26 protein-coding genes and 1 pseudogene are annotated in these 21694 nt (G+C 47.0%); 23 read left to right on the forward strand and 4 right to left on the reverse strand.

Annotated elements, in window-relative coordinates:
- Positions 1-200 precede the first annotated feature (200 nt).
- The 4 genes from QUA25_RS16295 (at position 201) to QUA25_RS16310 (ending at position 6496) form a co-directional block, all read left to right on the forward strand.
- Positions 201-3008 (forward strand): ATP-binding protein, encoded by a 2808-nt coding sequence (locus QUA25_RS16295; protein ID WP_333039596.1) that lies wholly within the window; start codon positions 201-203, stop codon positions 3006-3008.
- Positions 3001-4332 carry a response regulator gene (locus QUA25_RS16300; RefSeq protein WP_333039597.1) on the forward strand — a complete coding sequence of 444 codons (1332 nt, stop codon included), beginning with the start codon at positions 3001-3003 and terminating at the stop codon, positions 4330-4332. The genes QUA25_RS16295 and QUA25_RS16300 overlap by 8 nt, the downstream gene beginning before the upstream one ends.
- Positions 4333-4430: 98 nt before the next feature.
- The gene (locus tag QUA25_RS16305) at positions 4431-5960 is read left to right on the forward strand and encodes a thymidylate synthase (protein ID WP_333039599.1); all 1530 of its coding nucleotides are present in this window, start codon (positions 4431-4433) and stop codon (positions 5958-5960) included.
- A complete protein-coding gene (locus tag QUA25_RS16310; RefSeq protein WP_333039601.1) occupies positions 5957-6496 on the forward strand; it encodes a dCMP deaminase family protein in 540 nt (179 codons plus the stop codon). The genes QUA25_RS16305 and QUA25_RS16310 overlap by 4 nt, the downstream gene beginning before the upstream one ends.
- Before the next feature lie 106 nt (positions 6497-6602).
- Here the strand turns inward: QUA25_RS16310 and QUA25_RS16315 are convergent.
- From QUA25_RS16315 to QUA25_RS16330, 4 genes and pseudogenes are all read right to left on the reverse strand, one after another.
- Positions 6603-7745, reverse strand: a pseudogene (locus QUA25_RS16315) (IS4 family transposase).
- A gap of 276 nt (positions 7746-8021) precedes the next feature.
- Entirely contained in the window at positions 8022-8507 is a 486-nt protein-coding gene (locus QUA25_RS16320; RefSeq protein WP_333039602.1) for a salt stress protein, Slr1339 family, read from the reverse strand.
- 72 nt (positions 8508-8579) lie between these two features.
- On the reverse strand, positions 8580-9185 hold the full coding sequence (locus QUA25_RS16325; protein ID WP_333039604.1) for a VWA domain-containing protein: 606 nt from the start codon (positions 9183-9185) through the stop codon (positions 8580-8582).
- Between the two features lie 118 nt (positions 9186-9303).
- Positions 9304-9780 carry an NAD(P)H-quinone oxidoreductase subunit N gene (locus QUA25_RS16330; protein ID WP_333039606.1) on the reverse strand — a complete coding sequence of 159 codons (477 nt, stop codon included), beginning with the start codon at positions 9778-9780 and terminating at the stop codon, positions 9304-9306.
- A gap of 431 nt (positions 9781-10211) precedes the next feature.
- Here QUA25_RS16330 and rplC point away from each other — a divergent pair, with 431 nt between their 5' ends.
- From rplC to secY, 19 genes are all read left to right on the forward strand, one after another.
- Positions 10212-10847 (forward strand): 50S ribosomal protein L3, encoded by a 636-nt coding sequence (rplC, locus tag QUA25_RS16335; protein ID WP_333039608.1) that lies wholly within the window; start codon positions 10212-10214, stop codon positions 10845-10847.
- A 190-nt stretch (positions 10848-11037) separates the two neighbouring features.
- The gene (rplD, locus tag QUA25_RS16340) at positions 11038-11670 is read left to right on the forward strand and encodes a 50S ribosomal protein L4 (protein WP_190657994.1); all 633 of its coding nucleotides are present in this window, start codon (positions 11038-11040) and stop codon (positions 11668-11670) included.
- Positions 11663-11971 (forward strand): 50S ribosomal protein L23, encoded by a 309-nt coding sequence (locus QUA25_RS16345; protein ID WP_006634999.1) that lies wholly within the window; start codon positions 11663-11665, stop codon positions 11969-11971. Before rplD ends, QUA25_RS16345 begins: the two co-directional genes overlap by 8 nt.
- Positions 11972-12129: 158 nt before the next feature.
- Positions 12130-12993 carry a 50S ribosomal protein L2 gene (rplB, locus tag QUA25_RS16350; protein WP_333039612.1) on the forward strand — a complete coding sequence of 288 codons (864 nt, stop codon included), beginning with the start codon at positions 12130-12132 and terminating at the stop codon, positions 12991-12993.
- Between the two features lie 113 nt (positions 12994-13106).
- Positions 13107-13388, forward strand: a complete 282-nt coding sequence (gene rpsS, locus QUA25_RS16355; RefSeq protein ID WP_006634997.1) for a 30S ribosomal protein S19 — start codon at positions 13107-13109, stop codon at positions 13386-13388.
- Between the two features lie 97 nt (positions 13389-13485).
- Positions 13486-13845, forward strand: a complete 360-nt coding sequence (gene rplV / locus QUA25_RS16360; protein WP_006634996.1) for a 50S ribosomal protein L22 — start codon at positions 13486-13488, stop codon at positions 13843-13845.
- A gap of 114 nt (positions 13846-13959) precedes the next feature.
- Positions 13960-14688: a 30S ribosomal protein S3 gene (rpsC, locus tag QUA25_RS16365; RefSeq protein WP_242719701.1), complete on the forward strand. Its 729-nt coding sequence runs from the start codon at positions 13960-13962 to the stop codon at positions 14686-14688.
- Positions 14689-14802: 114 nt separating this feature from the next.
- Positions 14803-15222 (forward strand): 50S ribosomal protein L16, encoded by a 420-nt coding sequence (rplP, locus tag QUA25_RS16370; RefSeq protein WP_333039615.1) that lies wholly within the window; start codon positions 14803-14805, stop codon positions 15220-15222.
- Positions 15223-15381: 159 nt separating this feature from the next.
- A complete protein-coding gene (rpmC, locus tag QUA25_RS16375; protein WP_333039617.1) occupies positions 15382-15663 on the forward strand; it encodes a 50S ribosomal protein L29 in 282 nt (93 codons plus the stop codon).
- Positions 15664-15731: 68 nt separating this feature from the next.
- A complete protein-coding gene (gene rpsQ, locus QUA25_RS16380) occupies positions 15732-15980 on the forward strand; it encodes a 30S ribosomal protein S17 (protein WP_006634992.1) in 249 nt (82 codons plus the stop codon).
- 116 nt (positions 15981-16096) lie between these two features.
- Entirely contained in the window at positions 16097-16465 is a 369-nt protein-coding gene (rplN, locus tag QUA25_RS16385; RefSeq protein ID WP_006634991.1) for a 50S ribosomal protein L14, read from the forward strand.
- Position 16466: 1 nt separating this feature from the next.
- Positions 16467-16829 carry a 50S ribosomal protein L24 gene (rplX, locus tag QUA25_RS16390; RefSeq protein WP_242719707.1) on the forward strand — a complete coding sequence of 121 codons (363 nt, stop codon included), beginning with the start codon at positions 16467-16469 and terminating at the stop codon, positions 16827-16829.
- Between the two features lie 142 nt (positions 16830-16971).
- Entirely contained in the window at positions 16972-17517 is a 546-nt protein-coding gene (gene rplE, locus QUA25_RS16395; protein WP_006634989.1) for a 50S ribosomal protein L5, read from the forward strand.
- Between the two features lie 22 nt (positions 17518-17539).
- The gene (rpsH, locus tag QUA25_RS16400) at positions 17540-17944 is read left to right on the forward strand and encodes a 30S ribosomal protein S8 (RefSeq protein ID WP_190657976.1); all 405 of its coding nucleotides are present in this window, start codon (positions 17540-17542) and stop codon (positions 17942-17944) included.
- Positions 17945-18066: 122 nt separating this feature from the next.
- On the forward strand, positions 18067-18615 hold the full coding sequence (gene rplF, locus QUA25_RS16405) for a 50S ribosomal protein L6 (RefSeq protein ID WP_333039622.1): 549 nt from the start codon (positions 18067-18069) through the stop codon (positions 18613-18615).
- Between the two features lie 2 nt (positions 18616-18617).
- Positions 18618-18980, forward strand: a complete 363-nt coding sequence (rplR, locus tag QUA25_RS16410) for a 50S ribosomal protein L18 (protein WP_333039624.1) — start codon at positions 18618-18620, stop codon at positions 18978-18980.
- 162 nt (positions 18981-19142) lie between these two features.
- Positions 19143-19691, forward strand: a complete 549-nt coding sequence (gene rpsE, locus QUA25_RS16415) for a 30S ribosomal protein S5 (protein WP_190745441.1) — start codon at positions 19143-19145, stop codon at positions 19689-19691.
- A gap of 146 nt (positions 19692-19837) precedes the next feature.
- Positions 19838-20284 (forward strand): 50S ribosomal protein L15, encoded by a 447-nt coding sequence (gene rplO / locus QUA25_RS16420; RefSeq protein ID WP_006634984.1) that lies wholly within the window; start codon positions 19838-19840, stop codon positions 20282-20284.
- Positions 20285-20386: 102 nt separating this feature from the next.
- Positions 20387-21691, forward strand: coding sequence for a preprotein translocase subunit SecY (gene secY / locus QUA25_RS16425; protein ID WP_333039629.1), 1305 nt, complete (start codon positions 20387-20389; stop codon positions 21689-21691).
- Positions 21692-21694 lie beyond the last annotated feature (3 nt).

The following is a 21694-nucleotide window of genomic DNA, read 5'->3' on the forward strand; positions in this document are numbered from 1 at the left end:
ACATCAATTGTTAGCGTTGGTGTCGATTTCCGCTACCAAGTGGTGCGGGATTTGACGCTATAAAACTTGAACCGCAATGCTTTTTTAGAAGTCCAACCGAAGCCGATATTTTTCCTGTTTATTGCAGATAAAATCTGGTGCCTCTAAACCAAGTTTGGGAACTCTCAGGCCTGTACCCTATCTTTACTGTTCTGAACGCTATGCTGTCGAAGTCCACAATTGGTGCTGCTAAAGGCTTTAGTAAGGTTCCCCTGCGAACCGGTCTGGTTGTTCCATTCATCCTGCAAATCTTCGCTGCCGTAGGATTAACAGGGTATCTGTCGCTGCGAAATGGACAAAAAGCAGTGAATGAGCTAGCGACTAACTTGCAAACAGAGGTGAGTAACCGTGTGGATCAGCACCTCGACAGCTATGCCGCTGCAACCCGCTATTTGACGCAAATCAACGGCGAGCAAATTGACCTGGGATTGCTGAACTTACAGGATGCCGATCGTCTGGCTCAATTCTTTGCAAAGCAGGTAAAAACCTACAAAGTTGGCTATATCCTGTACGGGTCTAAAACGGGGGACTTTATCGCCTCGGGATATTACCGCGAGTCAACCATTCCGAACCACGGCAATCCTGACATTAGCCTGGTGCTACCGAAGCGGTACGGCAATCCAGATTTGTACAACTACATTACAAATGACCAAAGCAAGCCAACTAAAATGTTTGAAATCACCAAAGCGTATCAGTTCCAGAAAGAAGGCTGGTACGCCAAAGGTGTCGAGACGGGCAAGCCAGGGTGGAGCGAGATCTATCAATGGGAGACTAATAACTACCCCTTGTCGATCGCCACGAGTCGCCCCATCTATGACAAGAATGGTCAGTTGATCGGCAGCGTGGGGGTCGAGCAACGCCTTTCGCAAATTAGTGACTTTTTACGTGAAATTAAGGTTAGTCAATCCAGCAAGGTATTCATTCTGGAGCGCAACGGATTAATCGTTGCCAGCTCTAGCGATGCGCCGGTGTTTTCAGTGACCAACGGCAAACCTCAGCGACTGCGGGGCTTTGAGAGTAAGGACGCCCTAATTCAAGCCACGTCCAAGTATCTCGGCGATCGCTTCGGCGATCTGAAAACCATTCAAACCATCCAGCGCGTAGACTTTGAGATCGAGGGTGAGCGGGAGTTTGTTCAAGTAACTCCCTGGCAGGACGAATGGGGATTGGACTGGCTCGTAGTCGTCGCCATGCCGGAATCAGATTTCATGGGACGAATTAATGCCAATACAGTCAACACGATTTGGCTGTGTTTAGGCGCATTAGGACTGGCAACCGTTTTGGGTATCTACACCTCGCGCTGGATTGCTCGACCCATTTTGCTGCTCAGTCACGCATCGGAAGCGATCGCCGAAGGAAAACTCGACCAAAACGTCGAAACCTCTGGCGTTAAAGAACTGGGTGTACTTGCTCAATCCTTTAACCGAATGGCGCAGCAATTGCGCGATTCCTTTACCGCCCTAGAGCAAACTAACCAGCAGCTTGAACAGCGAGTTGAAAAACGCACCGCCGAACTCAAGTATGCAAAGGAAGCTGCAGACAATGCCAACAAAGCAAAAAGCGAATTTCTCGCCAACATGAGCCACGAACTTCGCACTCCTCTCAACGGTATTTTGGGCTATGCTCAAATCCTCAACCGCAGCAGCGCATTGCCAGCTAAAGAACGTCATGGGGTAGAAATCATTCACCAGTGTGGTTCTCATTTGCTGACCCTGATTAACGATGTGTTGGACTTGTCCAAAATTGAAGCCGGCAAATTAGAACTCACACCTAAAGGGATTCACTTTCCCTCATTCCTCCAAGGTGTCGCTGAAATCTGCGGCATTCGTGCCGACCAAAAAGGCATTAACTTCGTTTACCAGCCCGATCCGCAGTTGCCTGAAGGGATTTTTGCCGATGAAAAACGGCTGCGTCAGGTGTTACTCAACTTGGTGGGAAATGCGATTAAATTCACCGACAAAGGTTGTGTCACGCTCAAGGTTGCCGTAGTTGAGAATCATCCCAATCCGTCCACTCACTCTTTCAAATTTCAAGTTGAGGATACGGGCGTAGGAATTGCGCCCGATCATTTGGATAAAATTTTTCAGGCTTTTGAACAAGTGGGCGATCGCCAGCGCCAAGTCGAGGGTACGGGTTTAGGACTCGCGATCAGCCAAAGGATTGTCCAACTTATGAACGGAAAAATCCAAGTTAAAAGCCAACCCGGAGTCGGTAGTGAGTTCTTTTTTGAGGTGGAAATGGCGATCGCCACCGATTGGGCCGAGCAAAACTCCCTCACAACTGGAAAACAAATTATTGGTTACGAAGGACAACGACGCAGCATTCTTGTTGTAGACGATCGTTGGGAAAACCGAGCCGTTCTCGTCAACTTGTTATATCCACTAGGATTCCAACTTACTGAGGCAGAAAATGGACAAGAAGGATTGGAAAAAATACGACAGTCTCAACCTGACTTAGTGATTACAGACTTGGCAATGCCAGTCATGGATGGCTTTGAACTGCTCAAACAGGTTCGCAGTGCAAATGAGTTGCAACACCAGAAGATCCTTGTCTCTTCTGCATCAGTATCACAAGCCTATCAACAGATGAGTTTAGATGCAGGGGGAAATGATTTCCTGGCCAAGCCAGTGGAAGTCAGTGAATTATTTAACCTCTTAGCCACTCATTTGGAATTAAAGTGGAAATATGAAATGACAGCCTCAAACGACTCTGGGCCATCCACTCTAACGACTGCATTAGATAAGCCTGAAGGGATGATTCCTTCGACTTTAGAGTTAAGGGCGTTACTACAACTGGCACAGCAAGGCAACTTAAAACGGCTACGAGAACACACAGAGCATCTTGCTCACTCTAACCCTCGCTACGCTGATTTTGCATCACAAATTCTTCCGCTTGCCAAGCAATTTAAAGACGAAGAAATTGAAGAGTTGCTACAACAACACCTCACAGAGAAAAAAGCCGATGTCTAGTCCTCAATTAATTCTGGTGGTGGATGATACCCCTGCAAACTTAGAAGTGGTTTGTGAAACCTTAAGTGATGCGGGGTATGAAGTAGCAACCGCAATCAACGGCGATCGCGCTCTTAAGCGAGTCCAAGTTTATCCTCCCGATCTGATCTTGCTCGATGTTCAAATGCCAGGAATTGACGGCTTTGAAACCTGCCAACGTCTGAAGGCAGATCCCAGGACAGCCAGCATTCCGATCATTTTTATGACCGCTGTCTCCGATGCCGATAGTAAGGAGAAAGGATTTGACTTGGGTGCTGTGGACTACATCACCAAACCCTTTCAAGAAAAGGAGATGCTAGCACGGGTAAAAACTCATTTGCAGCTACGGCAGTTAACGAAAAATCTCGAACAGCGTGTAGCTGAGCAAACGGCTGATTTAGAAGCAGCCTTCACACAACTGCAACAGTCTCAGTGTCACTTAGTCCACACCGAAAAGATGTCTGCTTTGGGCAATTTAGTGGCGGGTGTCGCGCACGAGATTAATAACCCACTTGGCTTTATTGCGGGCAATCTGAATCCCGCTCAGGACTATATTAAAGACCTCTTTAAACTGATCGCTCTCTACCAAAAAGAACTCCCTTATCCAAGTACCACGCTTCAGGCATTCGTGGAGGAAATAGACTTGGAATACTTACAAGAGGATCTACCCAAATTAATCGATTCGATGCAAGAAGGAGTCGATCGCATTCGCACAATCAGCACCAGTTTAAGAACCTTCTCGCGTTCGGATTGCGAACTCCCAATTACTTGCAATATCCACGACGGCATTGACAGCACGCTGTTGATTCTCAAGCATCGCCTCAAAGCCAACGAATGTCGCCCGGAAATTCAAGTCATCACAGACTATGGCGATCTGCCAGAGGTAGAATGCTTTGCCGGACAGTTGAATCAGGTATTTATGAATGTGCTGGCAAATGCGATCGATGCCCTTGAGGAATCAAATCAAGGGCGCAGTTTTGCTCAGATCAAAACCAAACCCAACCAGATTACTGTCAAAACCCAATTGTCGGAATCTCAGGTAGTGATCCGAATTCAGGATAATGGGATTGGGATGACGGATGCGGTGAAGCCAAAAATCTTTGAGCATCTGTTTACCACTAAAGGCGTGGGGCAAGGAACAGGCCTAGGATTGGCGATCGCTCATCAAATCGTAGTCCAGAAACACTCTGGAACTTTAGAAGTCAACTCAACTTTAGGTGAAGGTACAGAGTTTGTGATTTCAATTCCGCTGAAGGCGATCGCGGTAAAAGACATTCAGGCAAAGATTTGCGTTGACGCAGCATAACAAATCCTTGCAGCGGTGGCATAAAGATGATTGATAGTGCCCCTTCAAACCATCCAAACTATTGATATAGTAGTACGCGGTGCAAAAAACGGTAAACCATGACAGCCACAAATCTCGTCAATAAATTTGAGTACAAACCCCTATACAAGCCAAATCAATTAATTTGCGGAACGGGGCAAACAGCCATTGTCAGTGGCTGGACAGTAAAAAGTGCGATCGGCAAAAAATTACAACCCAACGAATTTGCTGTCATCGGACAACTATACTCTCCTACTCGCGGCATCAACTTCTTAATTAGAAACTTGCTGTGCAATCCCCACGTCCGCTTTTTAGTAATTCTCAACGCTACCAAAGAAGACCGTAACTCCGGTGCAGCAGCGTGCTTAATCGACTTTTTTCGCAACGGCTTTGAAGTCGGCAAAAGCGATACTGGTAGAGATTGCTGGTTAATTAAATCTTCAATATTTGGCTACATTGATATTGAAATATCAGCAGAAGCCTTAGAACTATTGCGTCATTCAATCGAATGGAAAGAAGCAATAAATATAGCAGAAACAGTAACTTTTGTAAAGTTTTTTTCCGAAAAAGCAGTGGTTGAACCTTGGGGAGAAACCGTAACTTTTCCATTAGTTGAAATCGTCCCGACTGTACTTCCCGGCCAGAAATACGGACACAGAATCGAAGGCAAAACTATCGCCGAAACATGGGTAAAAATCATCCACCGAATTAAGACCACCGGCACCTTACGGCCGACTGGTTACGACGGACAGTGGCAAGAATTAATCGACTTAATGGCAGTGATTACAGATGAACCTGCGGAGTTCTATTTTCCCGAACCGAATTACTTACCAATAGACCGTGATTTCCTCGAACAGTACAAACCGCAAATGCTGGAAGATGCCCCATATAGCGAAGGCATTAAATATACCTACGCACAGCGGATGCGGTCATGGTTTGGACGAGATCAAATTGAAGAAGTTATTGCCAAACTAATTAAGGAAATTGACGCAGCAAGTGCTGTAATTAGTCTGTGGGATGCGGGCGGAAATGTTAACAGAAGACCTGACGGTTCATCCGACCACCAGCACAGTGGCAGTCCTTGTTTAAATCACATTTGGGTGCGAGTTGTGGACGGTGAAATATCGCTAACCGCAACTCTCCGCAGTAACGATATGTTTGCGGCTTGGCCGGCAAATGCAATGGGTTTGCGGGCTTTGCAGCAGCACATTCGAGATGAAATTGCGAGGCGTTCCGATTATAATTTGACGATGGGCCCGTTGGTAACGCTGAGTCAATCTGCTCACTTGTATGACGATACCTTTGAAAATGCCGATCGACTCATTCAAACCCAATATGCTAAAATCTGCGAAGATCGAGACTTTTTCGATGCAGCAGGCAATTTTTTAGTTGAAGTAGCCGACAATCAAATAGTTGTCACGCAAACCACCCCGGGCAGCGGCGAAGTTGTCACCTGTTATTCTGGAAAAAACCCTCTCAAGTTAGTGCGAGAAATTTGTGCGGCTTCCCCTGCCATCCAACCCGAGCATATTGGTTATTTGGGAATAGAATTGCAAAAGGCGGCCGAGTGTCTGAAAACCAGCAACCAATACATTCAGGATAGAAAATGAATCTAGAAGAAGAAAGACCGAATTGGGACGAATACTTCTTAATGTTAGCAAAATTGGCCGCTACTCGATCGACTTGTCTGGCTTTTCCTGTAGGCGCGGTGATAACTAAAAACAGGCAAGTTTTAGCAACGGGTTACAACGGTTCGCCGTCAGGTTCGGCACACTGTACTACTCAAGGCTTCTGCTATCCTGGTTTGAGTAGTTGCGACGCCAGCAAAACTTTGCCCTCAAGGGCGGTTCACGCGGAAGCAAATGCGATCGCCAAAGCTGCTAAACACGGTATATCTACTGCTGGGGCTAGTATTTACGTCACTTTAGAACCCTGCATCTATTGTTTGAAATTAGTTATTGCGGCTGGAATTAGAGAAGTGTTTTACGAAACGACTTTTAACAGCGGAGAAAAAGCTGCTTTGAGAGATACTTTTATCAGTGAAGGTATTGTTGAGTTAAAACAAATTCAGCTATCTGAAGATACAGCAAAAAAGGCGGCTTTGTTTTTATTGCATCCTACATCTGTGTCCAAAAATTTAGTATAGGAGCAATCCTCCCCGTGGTTGTGGCAGCCACAGGAAATAACTGTGCTGTGTTCCTATAAATGATTTTTATTTTATGGCAATTTACCTGGGGGGGTGACAAAGAGGTCTACGAGATAGACTGTATAAGGGTTGCAGCCCGCATACCTTGTTGATAAAAGCGGCGTTTAGAAGGACTTAACTTCATTAACTGTTCCACATCGAAAGAATATTGTTCGAGATAATGAACCCACTTTTCGGCATCTACGCCAACACCAAATGTACTCCGTCTACGATATTTTTTCTTGGGTTCTTTGCGACGAGATACATATTTTTGTACCTGCTTTTTTCTCAATTCAGTGCCTTGAAATATTGCCGAACTGTAGGCAAGCGTCATCAGGAGAATCATATTAATAAGTCTGTTTCCTTCGAGGCTAGTTCCTTCAAGATCGTAGCCTCCTTTTTTACAGTCTCGAAACATTTCTTCAATGCCCATCCGCTGCTTATAAGCATTGATTGCTGCTGGCAATGAACCTAAATCCGTGAGAATAAACCAAGCTTCTTTAACTTGATATTTCCCATAATTTCTTTTCCATTTACAAGCAAGCTCAAATCCGGTGGCAGGCCGACTTTTTCTCACTCTTTTTCCTTGAAGATATAAAGAGGTTCCTGGTACTATCCCTAATTCATCTAACCGTTGCCAAATTAAATGTTCTATTTCGATACAATGATTCTTTTTAAGTCTTAAGCAAAACGACACACCCTTTGATTTAAGCCAATTTCCTCAATCAACAGAACAAAATTCACGATCCCCTAAAACGATGACTTTATATTCTGAAAACAATGGTAAAATTTGCTGTAAATTTGCTGTTTGCTCCTCCAAGTTACTGTTTCCTAATTTTGGCAATAATGACCAGTATAATGGAATTGCTCTTTTTTCCCAGATTAGCGTCACCATAAAAAGATTAATGCGCCCCCATTGACTGCGGTCAATTGCGATTGATAAACGAGTACCAATGGGGCAATAAGTGGTCAACCAATAAGTAATCAAGGGAAACCAAATTAATGAGATAGTTAAGTTTGGTAAATCCAGAAATCTTTGTATTTTTCTACGCCTACTTTCTGTTGTAATTGGATAAGGAAATACCCGTGCCAGTCTTTCTAATCTCACTTGTTTTTCGGATTGCATCACAGATAGCAAAATTGTCATTACAAGAAACTGAGCTTTCGTCAGTTGTTTTTTTAAATGAGTCTGGTAAAATGTTGGTATCATTATTTTTTGGATAGGCAAGCGTGTAACAATTATGCTGCCTATCTTTTTTTAGCACACATTGGCTCAATCCTCACCACCTCTGGGTTTCAGGCTGGTTGTTACCCCCCCAGGGCAATTTACAGGGATACGGCACTGCCATGTCCTAAATCCCGCGTAATACAAATGATCTGTATTTTACGCTTTGTAAAGACATAGCACTGCCGTGTCCTTACAACAAATAGAGATGGCAATCAACCAAAAAACGGCATTAAAAATCGTGAATACCGTGTAGTTCAATCAATCAAACTCATTCACTGCTTGCAAATAGTCTATCGCGGCATCTATCCTCGAAGAATACTTAAAAGCAAATTGATCGAACCAATATCCCTCATCGGAATTTTTATCCAACTTTTTCAGCCAAACCTGAGCTTGCCTAACTTTCTGCCTGTGCGTTTGTACGTCCAACTGTGGTTCCGCGACTTTTTCTGCGGGTTGCGGTTGCAGTGAAGCGACTTCCTGAGCTTTATTTTGCGTTTCGTGCTCAGCCTTAAGCGGTTGCAGTGAAGCGACTTCCTGAGCTTTATTTTGCGATTCGTACTCAGCCTTAATTTGAGCTAAATCCTTATCCAAAGGACTAGCATACAAATTTATATCTGATGTTTTAAATGTTGCATTTGACGGCGTTTGTGCTTGCGCCGGCGCCTGACTTTTCAACTCAGCAATTTTCTGAGATGCTTGATACTCTGCCTTCAGTTCACCTAACAGGCGATCGATCGATTCCATAACTTAAACCCCCTAAAAAATGCTGCTGGGCTAACTGGTCCCAATATAATCACGGAAACTTCGCCCGCCTCCTTAATCAGTTATTGCATTCAGCAATACCTCTGTCAGGGTCATTCCTTCAATATCATCCATCGTGACAGTATCAACGATATCGAATTTAGCCCCGGCGCTTTGCAGTTCGTCATCCAATATCTTGAGAAACTTAGTAGCTTCCGGCGCATTCCCTACTTGAATGAAAGAAATCGCCAACTCTTCATCTCGATCGAGCTTCCGGGAAGCCTCTATAATCGTTTTCATCACTTCTTTGCGATCGTCCGGTTCCCCGTCCGTCACCACTAATATTGTTTCCCCATTTAGCTTGGTCTTACCGGATGCTTTGCGCTGAAAATAACTGTTCAGAGCGTCTTGCAGAACAGCAGCTAAATTCGTAGTTCCCGAAGGTTCGTTTTCTTGGAAAATTTGCACTACTTTAGCTGATGTTACGTTGTCGTAGCGCTTGAAGCGACCGGAAAACACATAAACTGTTATGCCATCAGGATCAAGTTCTTCGCATTTATTCGCCAATGCGATCGTCGATTCTTGCATGAGCGCCCACCGACTTTTACCGCCCATCTGGTCTTTTGTGTACATACTGCCGCTTTTGTCAATAATGATGGTATAATCGCGGTTCTGAAGCATAAGATTTTTCCTGTTAATTAAGTTTTTCCCCAAAATATCAAAACCAGCGAGCAGAAGCTGTTGAGCTTTAGTTGCTCGCTGGTTTTTTTAGTAGATTTGCGATCTAAAATAGCAGAATTTAAGCTGCAACTAAAGCATCTTTAAGTGGCTTCCAGCTAAAAGCTCGATCGCCCCCCATCTCCACTGCTATTTTAACTCGTGGTTCTAACGTCGGCAAAACAGTCAAATACTCAATCTCCTGACTCGACAAAATTTGCCCTTCAATAATCCACAGCACCAATCCTTTTGCTTTCGGTGGCAAATTGTCTAATTGAGTTTTCAACATCGGCGGCACGTAGTATGTATAACCAACCGCCCCTTCGTTGCCAGTAGTTTTCTTGCCCAAATGCGGCGGTCGTACCCCGTGAACCTCCGTTAAATACATCGCCAAATCGCCCAAACCCCGCGCCGAAATCGTGTACCCACCGTAGCCCGCTGCCCTCAGCCGGCGGAGGTAGCGCCCCTCAAATCCTCCCTCTAAAGGAACGTACAGGGCCAGCGACCCCGACTTTTCCAAATCCCGAATCAGATCAGATCCCGTCGTAATCAGTCCCATAAATTTGTGTTTCCTGCTGTATCAAAATTTGGTCGATCGCTGCTTGCGAGCTGGAAATATTATAAATCCTAAAGTTGAGGCGAAAAATTCTCATCGCGCCCTTGACAAACGGCAAACACTTCATGTACTATTGTGAATTGTCGCCGTAAAGGATACTGAGTGGTTTGCTGCTCAAGTCCTGGCACAAACAAGCAAGACCGAGACAAAACTCGGAGATAGAGTCGGTAAAAAGCCGCGAATCTCAACCCTTGCAAGACTTCCACAAGCTCGCTCCCAAATTTAAAACTCAAATTTTAAACACCGAGGAAGGCTGTTGGTTGATAACAGTTAATTGCAGGAACACTGAAATAAATGTTTCTGCACAAGAGCAAGCGGATTGACGTAAATTTCGCAATCCGAAACCTCTTGCGTAAATAAAAGGAAGAAAATCCGTGTCTGTAGGCATTCTTGGCACTAAACTAGGCATGACTCAAGTGTTTGACGCCGAAGGGAGAGCCATCCCCGTCACCGTCATACAAGCAGGGCCTTGTACAGTAACTCAAATCAAAACAAAACAAACTGACGGCTACGGTGCCGTTCAAGTTGGATACAACGAAGTCAAACCAAAGGCTCTCAACAAGCCAGAACTAGGACACCTTGCCAAGTCGGGGGCGAATCCACTGCGCCACTTGCAGGAATACCGATTGGAAGACACCAGTTCATTTGAATTAGGTCAACAACTAAAAGCAGATACCTTTACACCGGGACAAATAGTAGATGTCATCGGTACAAGCATCGGTAAAGGTTTTGCAGGTTTTCAAAAGCGCCACAACTTTAAACGAGGCCCCATGTCTCACGGTTCCAAGAACCACCGCGAGCCTGGATCGATCGGGCCTGGAACTACTCCCGGTCGCGTTTATCCCGGCAAAAGAATGGCAGGACGTATGGGCAACGTTCAAGTCACCGTCCGCAAACTAACAATTGTCCGGGTGGATACAGAGCAGAATTTGCTGCTAATTAAGGGAGCAGTTCCCGGCAAAGCTGGCGCCTTAGTCAATGTTGTGCCTGAGAAAAAAGTAGGACGTTAGTCAGTAGTAAGTAGTCAGTAGTCAGCAGTCAGTAGATAGTGGTTGGCCGTTAGTAGCAAGCAATAACTAAGAACTAAAAGCTGAAAACTAAGACCTGAAAACTAAGACCTGAGAACAGACAACAGACGACAGACAACAGACAACAGACAACTAACAACAGACAACTAACAACAGACAAAGGACAAAAGATATGGTTAATTGTGTAGTCCGAAATTGGCAAGGCGAAGAAGTTGGGGAAACAACTTTAGAACTGCGCGTAGCCAAAGAAGAAAATGCGTCTCACATCGTTCACAGAGCATTGACGCGGCAACTGAATAACGCTCGTCAAGGAAATGCTTGCACCAAAACTCGATCGGAAGTCAGAGGCGGTGGCCGCAAACCCTGGCGTCAAAAAGGCACCGGCCGAGCCAGAGCAGGTTCGATCCGTTCTCCGCTGTGGCGGGGCGGCGGTGTCATCTTCGGGCCAAAACCGAGAGACTTTGAAGTCAAAATGAACAAAAAGGAACGCCGTCTCGCTTTGCGGACAGCATTCCAAAGTCGCACCGAAGACATCATTGTGGTTGAAGAATTTGCAGAGCAATTTCCGAGACCGAAAAGCAAAGAATTGCTGAGTGCGATCGCCCGCTGGGGTATTGAACCCGATACAAAAGTTCTGTTAATCTTGCCAGAACCGCAACCAAACGTCTACTTATCAGGACGCAACATCGAATTAGTAAACGTCATCTTGGCAACCTCCCTGAATGTTTACGACGTTCTCGCGGCTGACAAAATTATCGTCACATCTACAGCCATAGCTAAAATTCAGGAGATTTACGGTGAGTAAAATCGACCCCCGCGACTACGCAGATTTGATCCAGCGTCCGATTCTCACCGAGAAAGCTACCCGAATGATGGAATTAAATCAATTCACATTCGACGTAGCCCCCAAAGCGACCAAGCCTCAAATCAAAGCTGCAATCGAAGAACTATTTAAGGTCAAAGTCATCGGCGTCAACACCCAAAACCCGCCGCGCAAAAAGCGTCGAGTTGGCAAATTCGTCGGCTTTAAACCTTGTTACAAGCGAGCAACCGTAACTCTGACCGACGGAGACTCGATCCGCAAACTCCTATTCCCAGAAGTTTAGCCAATTTTGGATTTTAGATTTTAGATTTTAGATTGCGGTTAACTGGTGAAAATACCAAACCCAGAAAGTTACCAAGTTAACTGATAATCCCAAATCTAAAATCCAAAACCGCCAAGTCCTTGCATCCCAAATCTAAAATCTAAAATCTAAAATCGATTATGGGCATCCGTTCTTACCGACCTTATACGTCCAGCACCCGAGAACAAACCGTCTCGGACTTTGCTGAAATTACCAAATCAGAACCAGAAAAGTCTCTAACCAGTAATAAGCACACCAAACAAGGCCGCAACAACCGAGGCGTCATCACCTGTCGCCACCGGGGAGGCGGTCACAAACGGCTTTATAGAGACATCGACTTCCGCCGCGACAAACACAGCATTCCCGCTACTGTCAAGGCGATCGAATATGACCCCAATCGCAACGCCCGCATCGCCCTCCTGTTCTACAAAGACGGCGAAAAACGGTACATCCTGCACCCGCTTAACTTAAACGTCGGTACAGTAATTGTCTCAGGTCCAGACGCGCCGATCGAGATCGGTAACGCCCTCCCCCTGAAGAACATTCCCCTCGGTACCAGCATCCACAACGTCGAGCTAGTACCTGGAAAAGGCGGACAAATCGTTCGCTCCGCCGGCTCCAGCGCTCAGCTAATGGCAAAAGAAGGTAGCTACGTTACCCTCAAACTGCCATCCGGCGAACAGCGCAAAGTCCGCGCCGACTGCTATGCCACTATCGGTCAAGTCGGCAACACAGACGCCAGAAACATCAGCCTCGGCAAAGCAGGTCGCACCCGCTGGAAAGGTCGCAGACCCACCGTTCGCGGTAGCGTCATGAACCCGGTAGACCACCCGCACGGCGGTGGCGAAGGCAGAGCTCCCATCGGACGTCCGGGGCCTGTCACTCCTTGGGGTAAACCAGCATTGGGTGCAAAAACTCGACGCAAAAACAAGCGCAGCGACGCTTTAATCGTCCGCCGCCGCCGCAAATCTTCCAAGCGTGGCAAGGGTGGTAGACAAAGCTAGTCATCAGTCAGCAGTCTTCAGTGCTTAGTTATTAACTGCTAACTAATTACTGAGGACTGATGACCAATGACTGCTGAAAGCTGACTAATGACTCCTGAATTACTAAAAAAATCATGTCTCGATCGCTAAAAAAAGGCCCCTTTGTCGCAGATGCTCTGATGACAAAAATCGAAAAACTCAACGCCGCCGGCCAAAAACAAGTAATTAAAACTTGGTCGCGATCTTCCACAATCCTGCCCCAAATGGTAGGTCACACGATCGCCGTTCACAACGGCAGACAGCACGTACCCGTCTACCTCACCGACCAAATGGTAGGTCACAAACTCGGAGAATTTTCCCCCACTCGCACCTTTAGAGGTCACGCGAAAAGTGGTGATAAAAAGGCAAAAAGATAGCCGAATTAGGTGACAGGTAATAGGTAATCGGACAAACTTTTTCCCAATTACCAATTACCTTTTTCCCAATTACCAATTACCAATTACCCAAATCGAAATGGTTATAGATACCACATCCGAAATTAAGGCGATCGCCCGTTACATCCGGACATCCCCCTTCAAAGTGCGCCGAGTCCTCGACCAAATTCGCGGCAAAAGCTACCAAGAAGCGCTGATTTTACTCGAATTCATGCCCTACCGCGCCTGCGAACCAATCGTCAAAGTTTTGCGATCGGCAGTAGCCAACGCCGAACACAACGCAGGGTTGGATAAATCCAAGCTGGTAGTTTCTCAAGCTTACGCAGACCAAGGCCCAGTCCTCAAACGCTTTAGACCCCGCGCTCAAGGTCGCGCCTACCAAATCCGCAAGCCAACCTGTCACATTACCGTAGTAGTAGCTCCGCTCGTAGAAAACTAAACCAGGGAAAAACGTAAGAGGTAATAAACAGCTTAAAGTTGAAAAAAATGGGTAATCACCAATTACCAATTACCAATTACCAATTACCAATTACCAATTAACTCATCAACTATTATGGGCCAAAAAATACATCCAATTGGTTTTCGCCTCGGCATTACCCAAGAGCACCGCTCTCGCTGGTTTGCCGATCCCAAAAACTATCCTGAACTCTTGCAAGAAGACTATAAAATTCGCAAGTACGTTCGTAAAACCCTCAGCAATGCAGGGATTTCCTCGGTCAGAATTGAGCGGAAAGCCGATCAAATCGACCTAGAAGTGTTCACCGCCAGACCAGGCGTTGTCGTAGGCCGCGGCGGAGCGGGCATCGAAACCTTGCGCGTCGGTTTGCAGCAGCAACTCGGTAGCAACCGCCAAATTCGCATCAACGTCGTCGAAGTCCAGCGAGTAGACGCCGATGCGACACTGATCGCGGAATACATCGCTCAGCAACTAGAACGGCGCGTATCTTTCCGCCGAGTCGTCCGCCAAGCTATCACCCGCGCCCAAAAAGTCGGCATCCAAGGCATCAAAATTCAAGTCAGCGGACGCCTCAACGGCGCAGAAATTGCCCGTACCGAATGGACACGGGAAGGAAGAGTCCCATTGCACACCCTGCGGGCAGACATCGACTACTCCTACTGCACTGCTCAAACCATCTACGGTATTCTGGGCATTAAAGTTTGGGTTTTCAAAGGCGAAATTATTCCCGGACAGGAACAAGAAGCTGCACCAAATGCAGCAGTGCCCCGCACCAAACAAAAGCGCCGCCGCCAGAACTTTGAAGATCGATCGAACGAAGGCTAGCTAATTGTTAACTGTTAGTTGTCACTTGTTAAGTGTGAGTTGTTCCAAACCAATTAGCAATTAGCAATCACCAATTAGCAATTACCAATTACCAATTACCCAACTCCCAAAGCCATGTTAAGCCCTAAAAGAACGAAATTCCGCAAACAACAGCGCGGGCGAATGAGCGGTATTGCCACCCGCGGCAATACAGTTAGCTTTGGCGACTTCGCGCTCCAAGCCGTCGAACCCGCCTGGATCACTTCCCGCCAAATAGAAGCCGGACGCCGCGCCATGACCCGCTATATCCGCCGGGGTGGCAAAATCTGGATTCGCATTTTTCCCGACAAACCAGTCACCGAGCGCGCAGCAGAAACCCGGATGGGTTCTGGTAAAGGCTCACCAGAGTTTTGGGTGGCCGTGGTCAAACCGGGCCGGGTAATGTTTGAAATTGGCGGCGTAAGTGAAGAAACTGCCCGCGAAGCAATGCGTTTGGCATCTTTCAAGTTACCAATTAAAACCAAGTTCATCACTCGCGAAGAAGGCCAGTCATAGCGAAGAGCGAAGGTAGAATTAGGTCTGTATTAATCAGCATTTTAAACGGCTACAGCATTTTAAAATCTGGCTTTCATAACTTTTCTTTCCTTCGACCTTCAGCCTAAGAGACAATTATGTCTTCTGTCATACCGCTCGCTAACGAGAAAGCACACAATTATGTCTTTGACCAAGATTAAAGAAGCTAGAGAATTAAGCGATGCTGCAGTAGCAGAGCAAATTTTAGCCGTCAAGCGCCAACTAATGGAATTGCGGCTCCAGCAAGCTACCGGCCGCATGGAAAAGCCTCACCTGTTCAAGCACGCCAAACACCGGCTAGCTCAATTGATGACAGTTGAACGCGAGCGCCAAATCGTTGCTGAGAAAGAAGCGGCAGAAAAATCAGCCGCAGCTCAAGAAGCCGCAGGTTCGGCTCCCAGCCCAGAAGTCAGCCAAGAGTGAGCAGCAACCTAGCCTCGGCTCGCACAGTAGCTAAAAACAAGTCAATTGCACAACAAAAATAGGTAGCTATGGCAATTAAAGAACGAGTTGGCGTAGTAGTCAGCGACAAGATGGATAAAACCGTCGTGGTAGCAATCGAAAACCGCTCCTCCCACACCAAATACGGCAAAATCGTAGTCCGCACCAAGCGCTACAAAGCTCATGACGAAGAAAATCAGTGCAAATCGGGCGATCGCGTCCGCATCACTGAAACTCGCCCCCTGAGCAAAACCAAACGCTGGACGGTTGCTGAGATTTTTGGGACAAAAAACGGCTAACAGTTAATTGCGATCTCGCGCTCGCCCGATCGGTACTTGATTAATCAATTAGTCGTCAACAGTCAACAGTTAACAGTCAACAGTTAACAGTCAACAGTTAACAGTCAACAATCACCATGATTCAACCCCAGACATACCTCAATGTCGCCGACAATAGCGGAGCCCGCAAACTGATGTGCATCCGCGTATTGGGAGGCGGCAACCGTCGCTACGGCGGAGTCGGCGATGTCATCATTGCCGTCGTCAAAGACGCCATCCCCAATATGGCCGTCAAAAAATCAGATGTCGTTCGGGCTGTCATTGTCAGAACCCGCAAAGGTCTGCGCCGCGACAGTGGCATGAGCATTCGTTTTGACGATAACGCCGCCGTTATTATCAACGTAGACGGCAACCCCAAAGGCACTCGCGTCTTCGGCCCCGTCGCCCGCGAATTGCGCGACAAAAACTTTACTAAAATCGTTTCCTTAGCCCCGGAGGTACTTTAAAATGTACGGAAAAAAGGGTAAACCAACTAGCGAGCCGCAGCGCTACAGAATGCACGTCAAAGCGGGCGACACCGTGCAAATAATTACTGGCAAAGAGAAAGGAAAAGTCGGAGAAATCTTAAAGACATATCCTAAAGTCAGCAAAGTAATTGTTAAAGGTGTAAACATCAGAACAAAGCACGTCAAGCCCCAGCAAGAGGGAGAGTCCGGGAAAATACTCACATTTGAGGCTCCCATTCACAGCTCAAATGTCATGCACTATTCCGAAAAAGAAAAAATAGCTAGCCGCGTTTGCTATACCTTTAGCGAAGACGGTCGGAAACTGCGGCAGCTCAAAAAAACTGGAGAAATCATCGATCAATAGTGATTTGTTATCAGTCATCGGTCATTAGTCCGCCTTCTGACAAGTGACTTTTCAACTCATAACTAACAGCTAACATCGGTGGGACGGACAATCGACAAATTCCCTGACCAAGCCCAGGGACAGTTAACGAAACACAAAAACTATGCCGGACAAACTCAAAGTTCTTTATCAAGGAAAAATCGTTCCCACACTGATGGATCAGTTTAAATATACTAATATCCATCAGGTTCCCAAACTCGTCAAAGTCACAGTGAACCGCGGTTTGGGAGAAGCATCTCAAAACGCTAAGGCACTGGATTCGTCGATCAACGAAATTGGCATCATCACCGGTCAAAAACCAGTGGTGACGCGGGCGAAAAAAGCGATCGCAGGCTTCAAAATCCGCAAAGGAGTACCCGTCGGCGTTATGGTGACGCTGCGCGGCGATCGGATGTACGATTTTCTCGATCGGCTGATCAACCTCGCACTCCCCCGAATCCGCGACTTCCGCGGCATCAGCCCCAAAAGCTTCGACGGGCGCGGCAACTACAGCTTGGGTCTGAGAGAACAGCTAATTTTTCCAGAAATAGAATATGACCGCATCGATCAAATTCGAGGCATGGACATTTCAATTATCACCACAGCAAACACCGACGAAGAAGGACGCGCCTTGCTTAAAGAAATGGGAATGCCGTTCCGGGACAACTAAGCACTAGAGTAAGAAGCAAAAGATGGCAGCTAACGATACCATAGCAGATATGTTGACGCGCATTCGCAATTCTTGCATGGCGCGCCACCAAACAACGCAAATTCCAGCTACAAAAATGACCCGCAGCATCGCCCAAGTCCTCAAAAGTGAAGGCTTCATCGGCGAATTTGAAGAAGCAGAAGCAGAAGGGGTCAAGCGACATTTAGTGCTTTCTCTAAAGTACAAAGGTAAAACTCGCAAGCCCATTATCACGGCACTTAAGCGAGTCAGCAAACCAGGACTGCGCGTTTACTCGAACCGTAAAGAATTGCCCAGAGTGTTAGGCGGAATTGGCATAGCCATTATTTCCACCTCCAGCGGCATTATGACGGATAGAGAAGCTCGACGCCAAGGTTTGGGCGGTGAAGTGCTTTGTTATGTTTGGTAGTCATTAGTCATTAGTCATTAGTCACTGGTCGTTGGCAACCGACTCAAAAATCAATCACTAAGGACTAATAACTAAGCACTAATAATCAAGGACTAATAACTAAAAACAAAGGACAAAAAACTATGTCGCGAATTGGCAAGCGTCCGATTAGCATCCCCACGAAAGTCACCGTCACCCTAGACGGTCAAAAAGTAGCCGTCAAAGGCCCTAAAGGTGAACTTTCCCGAGTTATCCCAGCCGAAATCCTCATGGGAATTGAAGGCGAGACTTTACTCGTTACTCGCCGAGACGAATCTCGCGTCGCCAGACAACTGCACGGCTTGTGCCGCACCCTAGTCGCAAACATGGTCGAAGGTGTATCTCAAGGTTTTCAGCGGCGTCTCGAAATTATCGGCACAGGTTATCGGGCACAGGTTCAAGGACGGAACCTGATTTTAAACGTCGGTTACAGCAAACCCGTTGAAATGCCTCCTCCAGAAGGCATCACAATGGCAGTTGAAGGCAACACAAACGTCATTGTCTCCGGCATTGACAAAGAACTCGTAGGCAATACAGCAGCCCGCATCCGCGCAGTGCGTCCGCCCGAAGTCTACAAAGGCAAAGGCATTCGCTACAGCGGCGAAGTCGTCCGGCGCAAAGCTGGTAAAACAGGCAAAACAGGTAAGAAGTAACAATGAAGCTTACTCGCAAAGAATCAGTCCAGCGCAGACACCGCCGTGTTCGGCGCAAGGTGTTCGGCACCGCCGAACGTCCCAGACTAGCGGTATTTCGTTCAGAGCAGCACATCTACGCTCAAGTAATCGACGACACCGCCCAGCACACTTTGGCCGCCGCGTCAACCCTCGATCCCGAATTGAAGTCAACTCTCAGTTCTGGCGGCAACTGCTCCGCGAGCGTGCAAGTCGGTCAGTTGATTGCCAAACGCTGTTCCAGCGCTGGCATAGTCAAAGTCGTATTCGATCGGGGGGGCAACCTCTATCACGGTCGTGTCAAAGCCCTCGCAGAAGCAGCTCGCGAAGCGGGGTTAGACTTCTAGAGGGGGTAATGGGTAGCGGGTAATGAGTAATTAAAAAGTAAAAAGTCAAAAGTTGAAAGTTAAAAGGCAAAATCCAGATTTCTTCTATTTTTACTTTTTACTCAAACAATTACCACTTGCCGATCGCCTTTCACCAATTACTAATTCCCACAGGACAAAACTATGGCAGAACAAAAAGAACAGCGCAACAAGAAAAAAAGCAGCAGCAACAACAAAGGGCGCGAAAAAGAATCCGAATGGCAAGAACGGGTTGTTCAGATTCGGCGCGTTACCAAAGTAGTTAAAGGTGGTAAAAAACTCAGCTTCCGCGCCATAGTCATTATCGGCAACGAACGCGGTCAAGTTGGAGTAGGAGTCGGCAAAGCTAGCGACGTAATCGGTGCCGTTAAAAAAGGCGTCGCTGACGGCAAAAAGCACCTAATTGAAGTCCCCCTCACCAAATCTAACTCCATCCCTCACCCCATCAACGGTGACGGCGGCGGAGCTAAAGTGATGATGCGGCCGGCCGCTCCGGGAACCGGGGTAATTGCAGGGGGAGCAGTGCGAACTGTTCTCGAACTAGCAGGAGTCCGCAACATCTTAGCCAAACAGCTAGGTTCTGGAAATCCCTTAAACAACGCCCGAGCCGCAGTCAATGCCCTCTCCACCCTCCGCACCTTGTCCGAAGTTGCTCAAGAGCGCGGAATTCCAGTAGAAAATCTCTACGGTTAGGGCACGCGAGAATGGGAAACTGTAAGTTTTGAGTGTTAAGTGCTTGCGGTGAAAATAAAAAAATCCGCAACTTAAAACTCACGCACTCAAAACTACTGCGTACCCCCTCTCTACATACCAATTACCAATTACCAATTACTAAAACTATGAGATTGCAAGACGCCCGACCCAAAGCAGGCTCCCAAAAGCGCCCCCGACGCTTGGGCAGAGGTATTTCTGCCGGTCAAGGCGCGAGCTCCGGCAAAGGGATGCGCGGTCAAAAATCTAGAGCCGGTAGCGGCACTAGACCCGGTTTTGAAGGAGGTCAAAATCCTCTCTACCGCCGTCTCCCCAAGTTGAAAAGCTTCCCTCTAGTGAACCGGAAAGAGTACACTACCATTAATGTAAGTAAATTAGCATCGCTGCCAGCAAACACCGAAGTTACTCTCACCTCTTTGATCCAAGCAAAAATTGTCACCACAGACGACGGGCCGCTGAAAATCTTAGGAGATGGTGAACTGAATGTACCTTTGCAAGTGCGCGCCTCGGCTTTTACCGCAGGTGCTCGCACCAAAATTGAAGCTGCAGGCGGAAGTTGTGAATTAGTTGCGTGAAGATTTGAGGTTTGAGAGTCTGTCCAAATCTCAAATCCTCAAGCTTGCTATCAGAAAATGATTTAGTCGAAAATCCCAAATCTAAAATCCAAAATCGTAACTATGGACGTTAGTAGAGAGAAAGCGCCAACTGCACAAGAGACGTTCATGCAGATGGCTCAAGCTGCTGGTTTACGAGGCCGCATCCTCGTAACCGTTGGCTTACTGATTTTAGTACGCCTGGGTGTCCACTTGCCAGTCCCCGGCATCGATCGAGTCGCCTTTGCCCAAAACGTCCAAAATAGCCCTTTAATTGGCTTTCTGGACTTGTTCTCAGGAGGCGGCTTGTCAGCGTTGGGGATTTTCGCGTTGGGGATTTTGCCCTACATTAATGCTTCAATTATTGTGCAACTTCTAACTGCGGCTCTGCCAAGCTTAGAAGACTTGCAGAAAAATGAAGGAGAAGCGGGGCGACGCAAAATTTCTCAAATTACTCGCTACGTTTCTTTGGGCTGGGCAATTCTGCAAAGTATTGGCATTGCGATTTGGGTCAGCCCTTTTGCTCAGTCTCCATCGCCTTTATTCATAGCACAAACTGCTTTGGCTCTGACAGCCGGCTCAATGTTTGTGATGTGGATATCGGAAGTGGTGACGGAACGAGGTATCGGGAACGGAGCGTCGCTGCTGATTTTTATCAATATTGTGTCGGTATTGCCGCGCTCTTTGGGACAAACTTTTGAATTGGCTCAAAGTGGGGACACGCAAGTTGTCGGCCGCGTAGTCGTTCTGCTGCTGGTCTTTTTGGTAACGATTGTCGGGATTGTTTTTGTTCAGGAAGGTACTCGCCGCATTCCGATTATTTCGGCCCGTCGCCAAGTCGGCCGCAAAGTTTATCGGGAGAGCCGGAGTTATCTGCCCCTGCGCTTGAATCAAGGCGGAGTGATGCCGATTATTTTTGCATCTTCGGTGTTGATTGTGCCTTCTTTCCTCGCTCAGTCTCTCAATAACCCGTTTTTGGTTCAAGTTGCTAATGTTTTGAGTCCGAACGGCCCTGCCCCTTGGGCTTACGCGCTGTTTTATCTAACTTTGATTCTGTTCTTCAGCTATTTCTACGCTTCGTTGATTGTCAACCCCGTAGATATGTCTCAGAACTTGAAGAAAATGGGCGCTAGCATTCCTGGAATTCGTCCGGGTCAGAAAACGAGTGATTATGTGGAGAAGGTTTTGAACCGTTTGACTTTCTTGGGAGCGATTTTTCTAGGTCTGGTGGCTATTGTACCAACTGCTGTAGAAAGCGCGATCGGTGTGCAAACTTTTAGAGGTTTTGGCGCAACTTCCCTACTGATTTTAGTAGGTGTGGCGATCGAAACTGCTAAGCAAATTCAAACTTACGTCATCTCCCAGCGATATGAAGGAATGGTGAAGTAATCG

It is taken from the genome of Microcoleus sp. Pol17C6, assembly GCF_036701145.1.
Lineage (GTDB): Bacteria > Cyanobacteriota > Cyanobacteriia > Cyanobacteriales > Microcoleaceae > Microcoleus.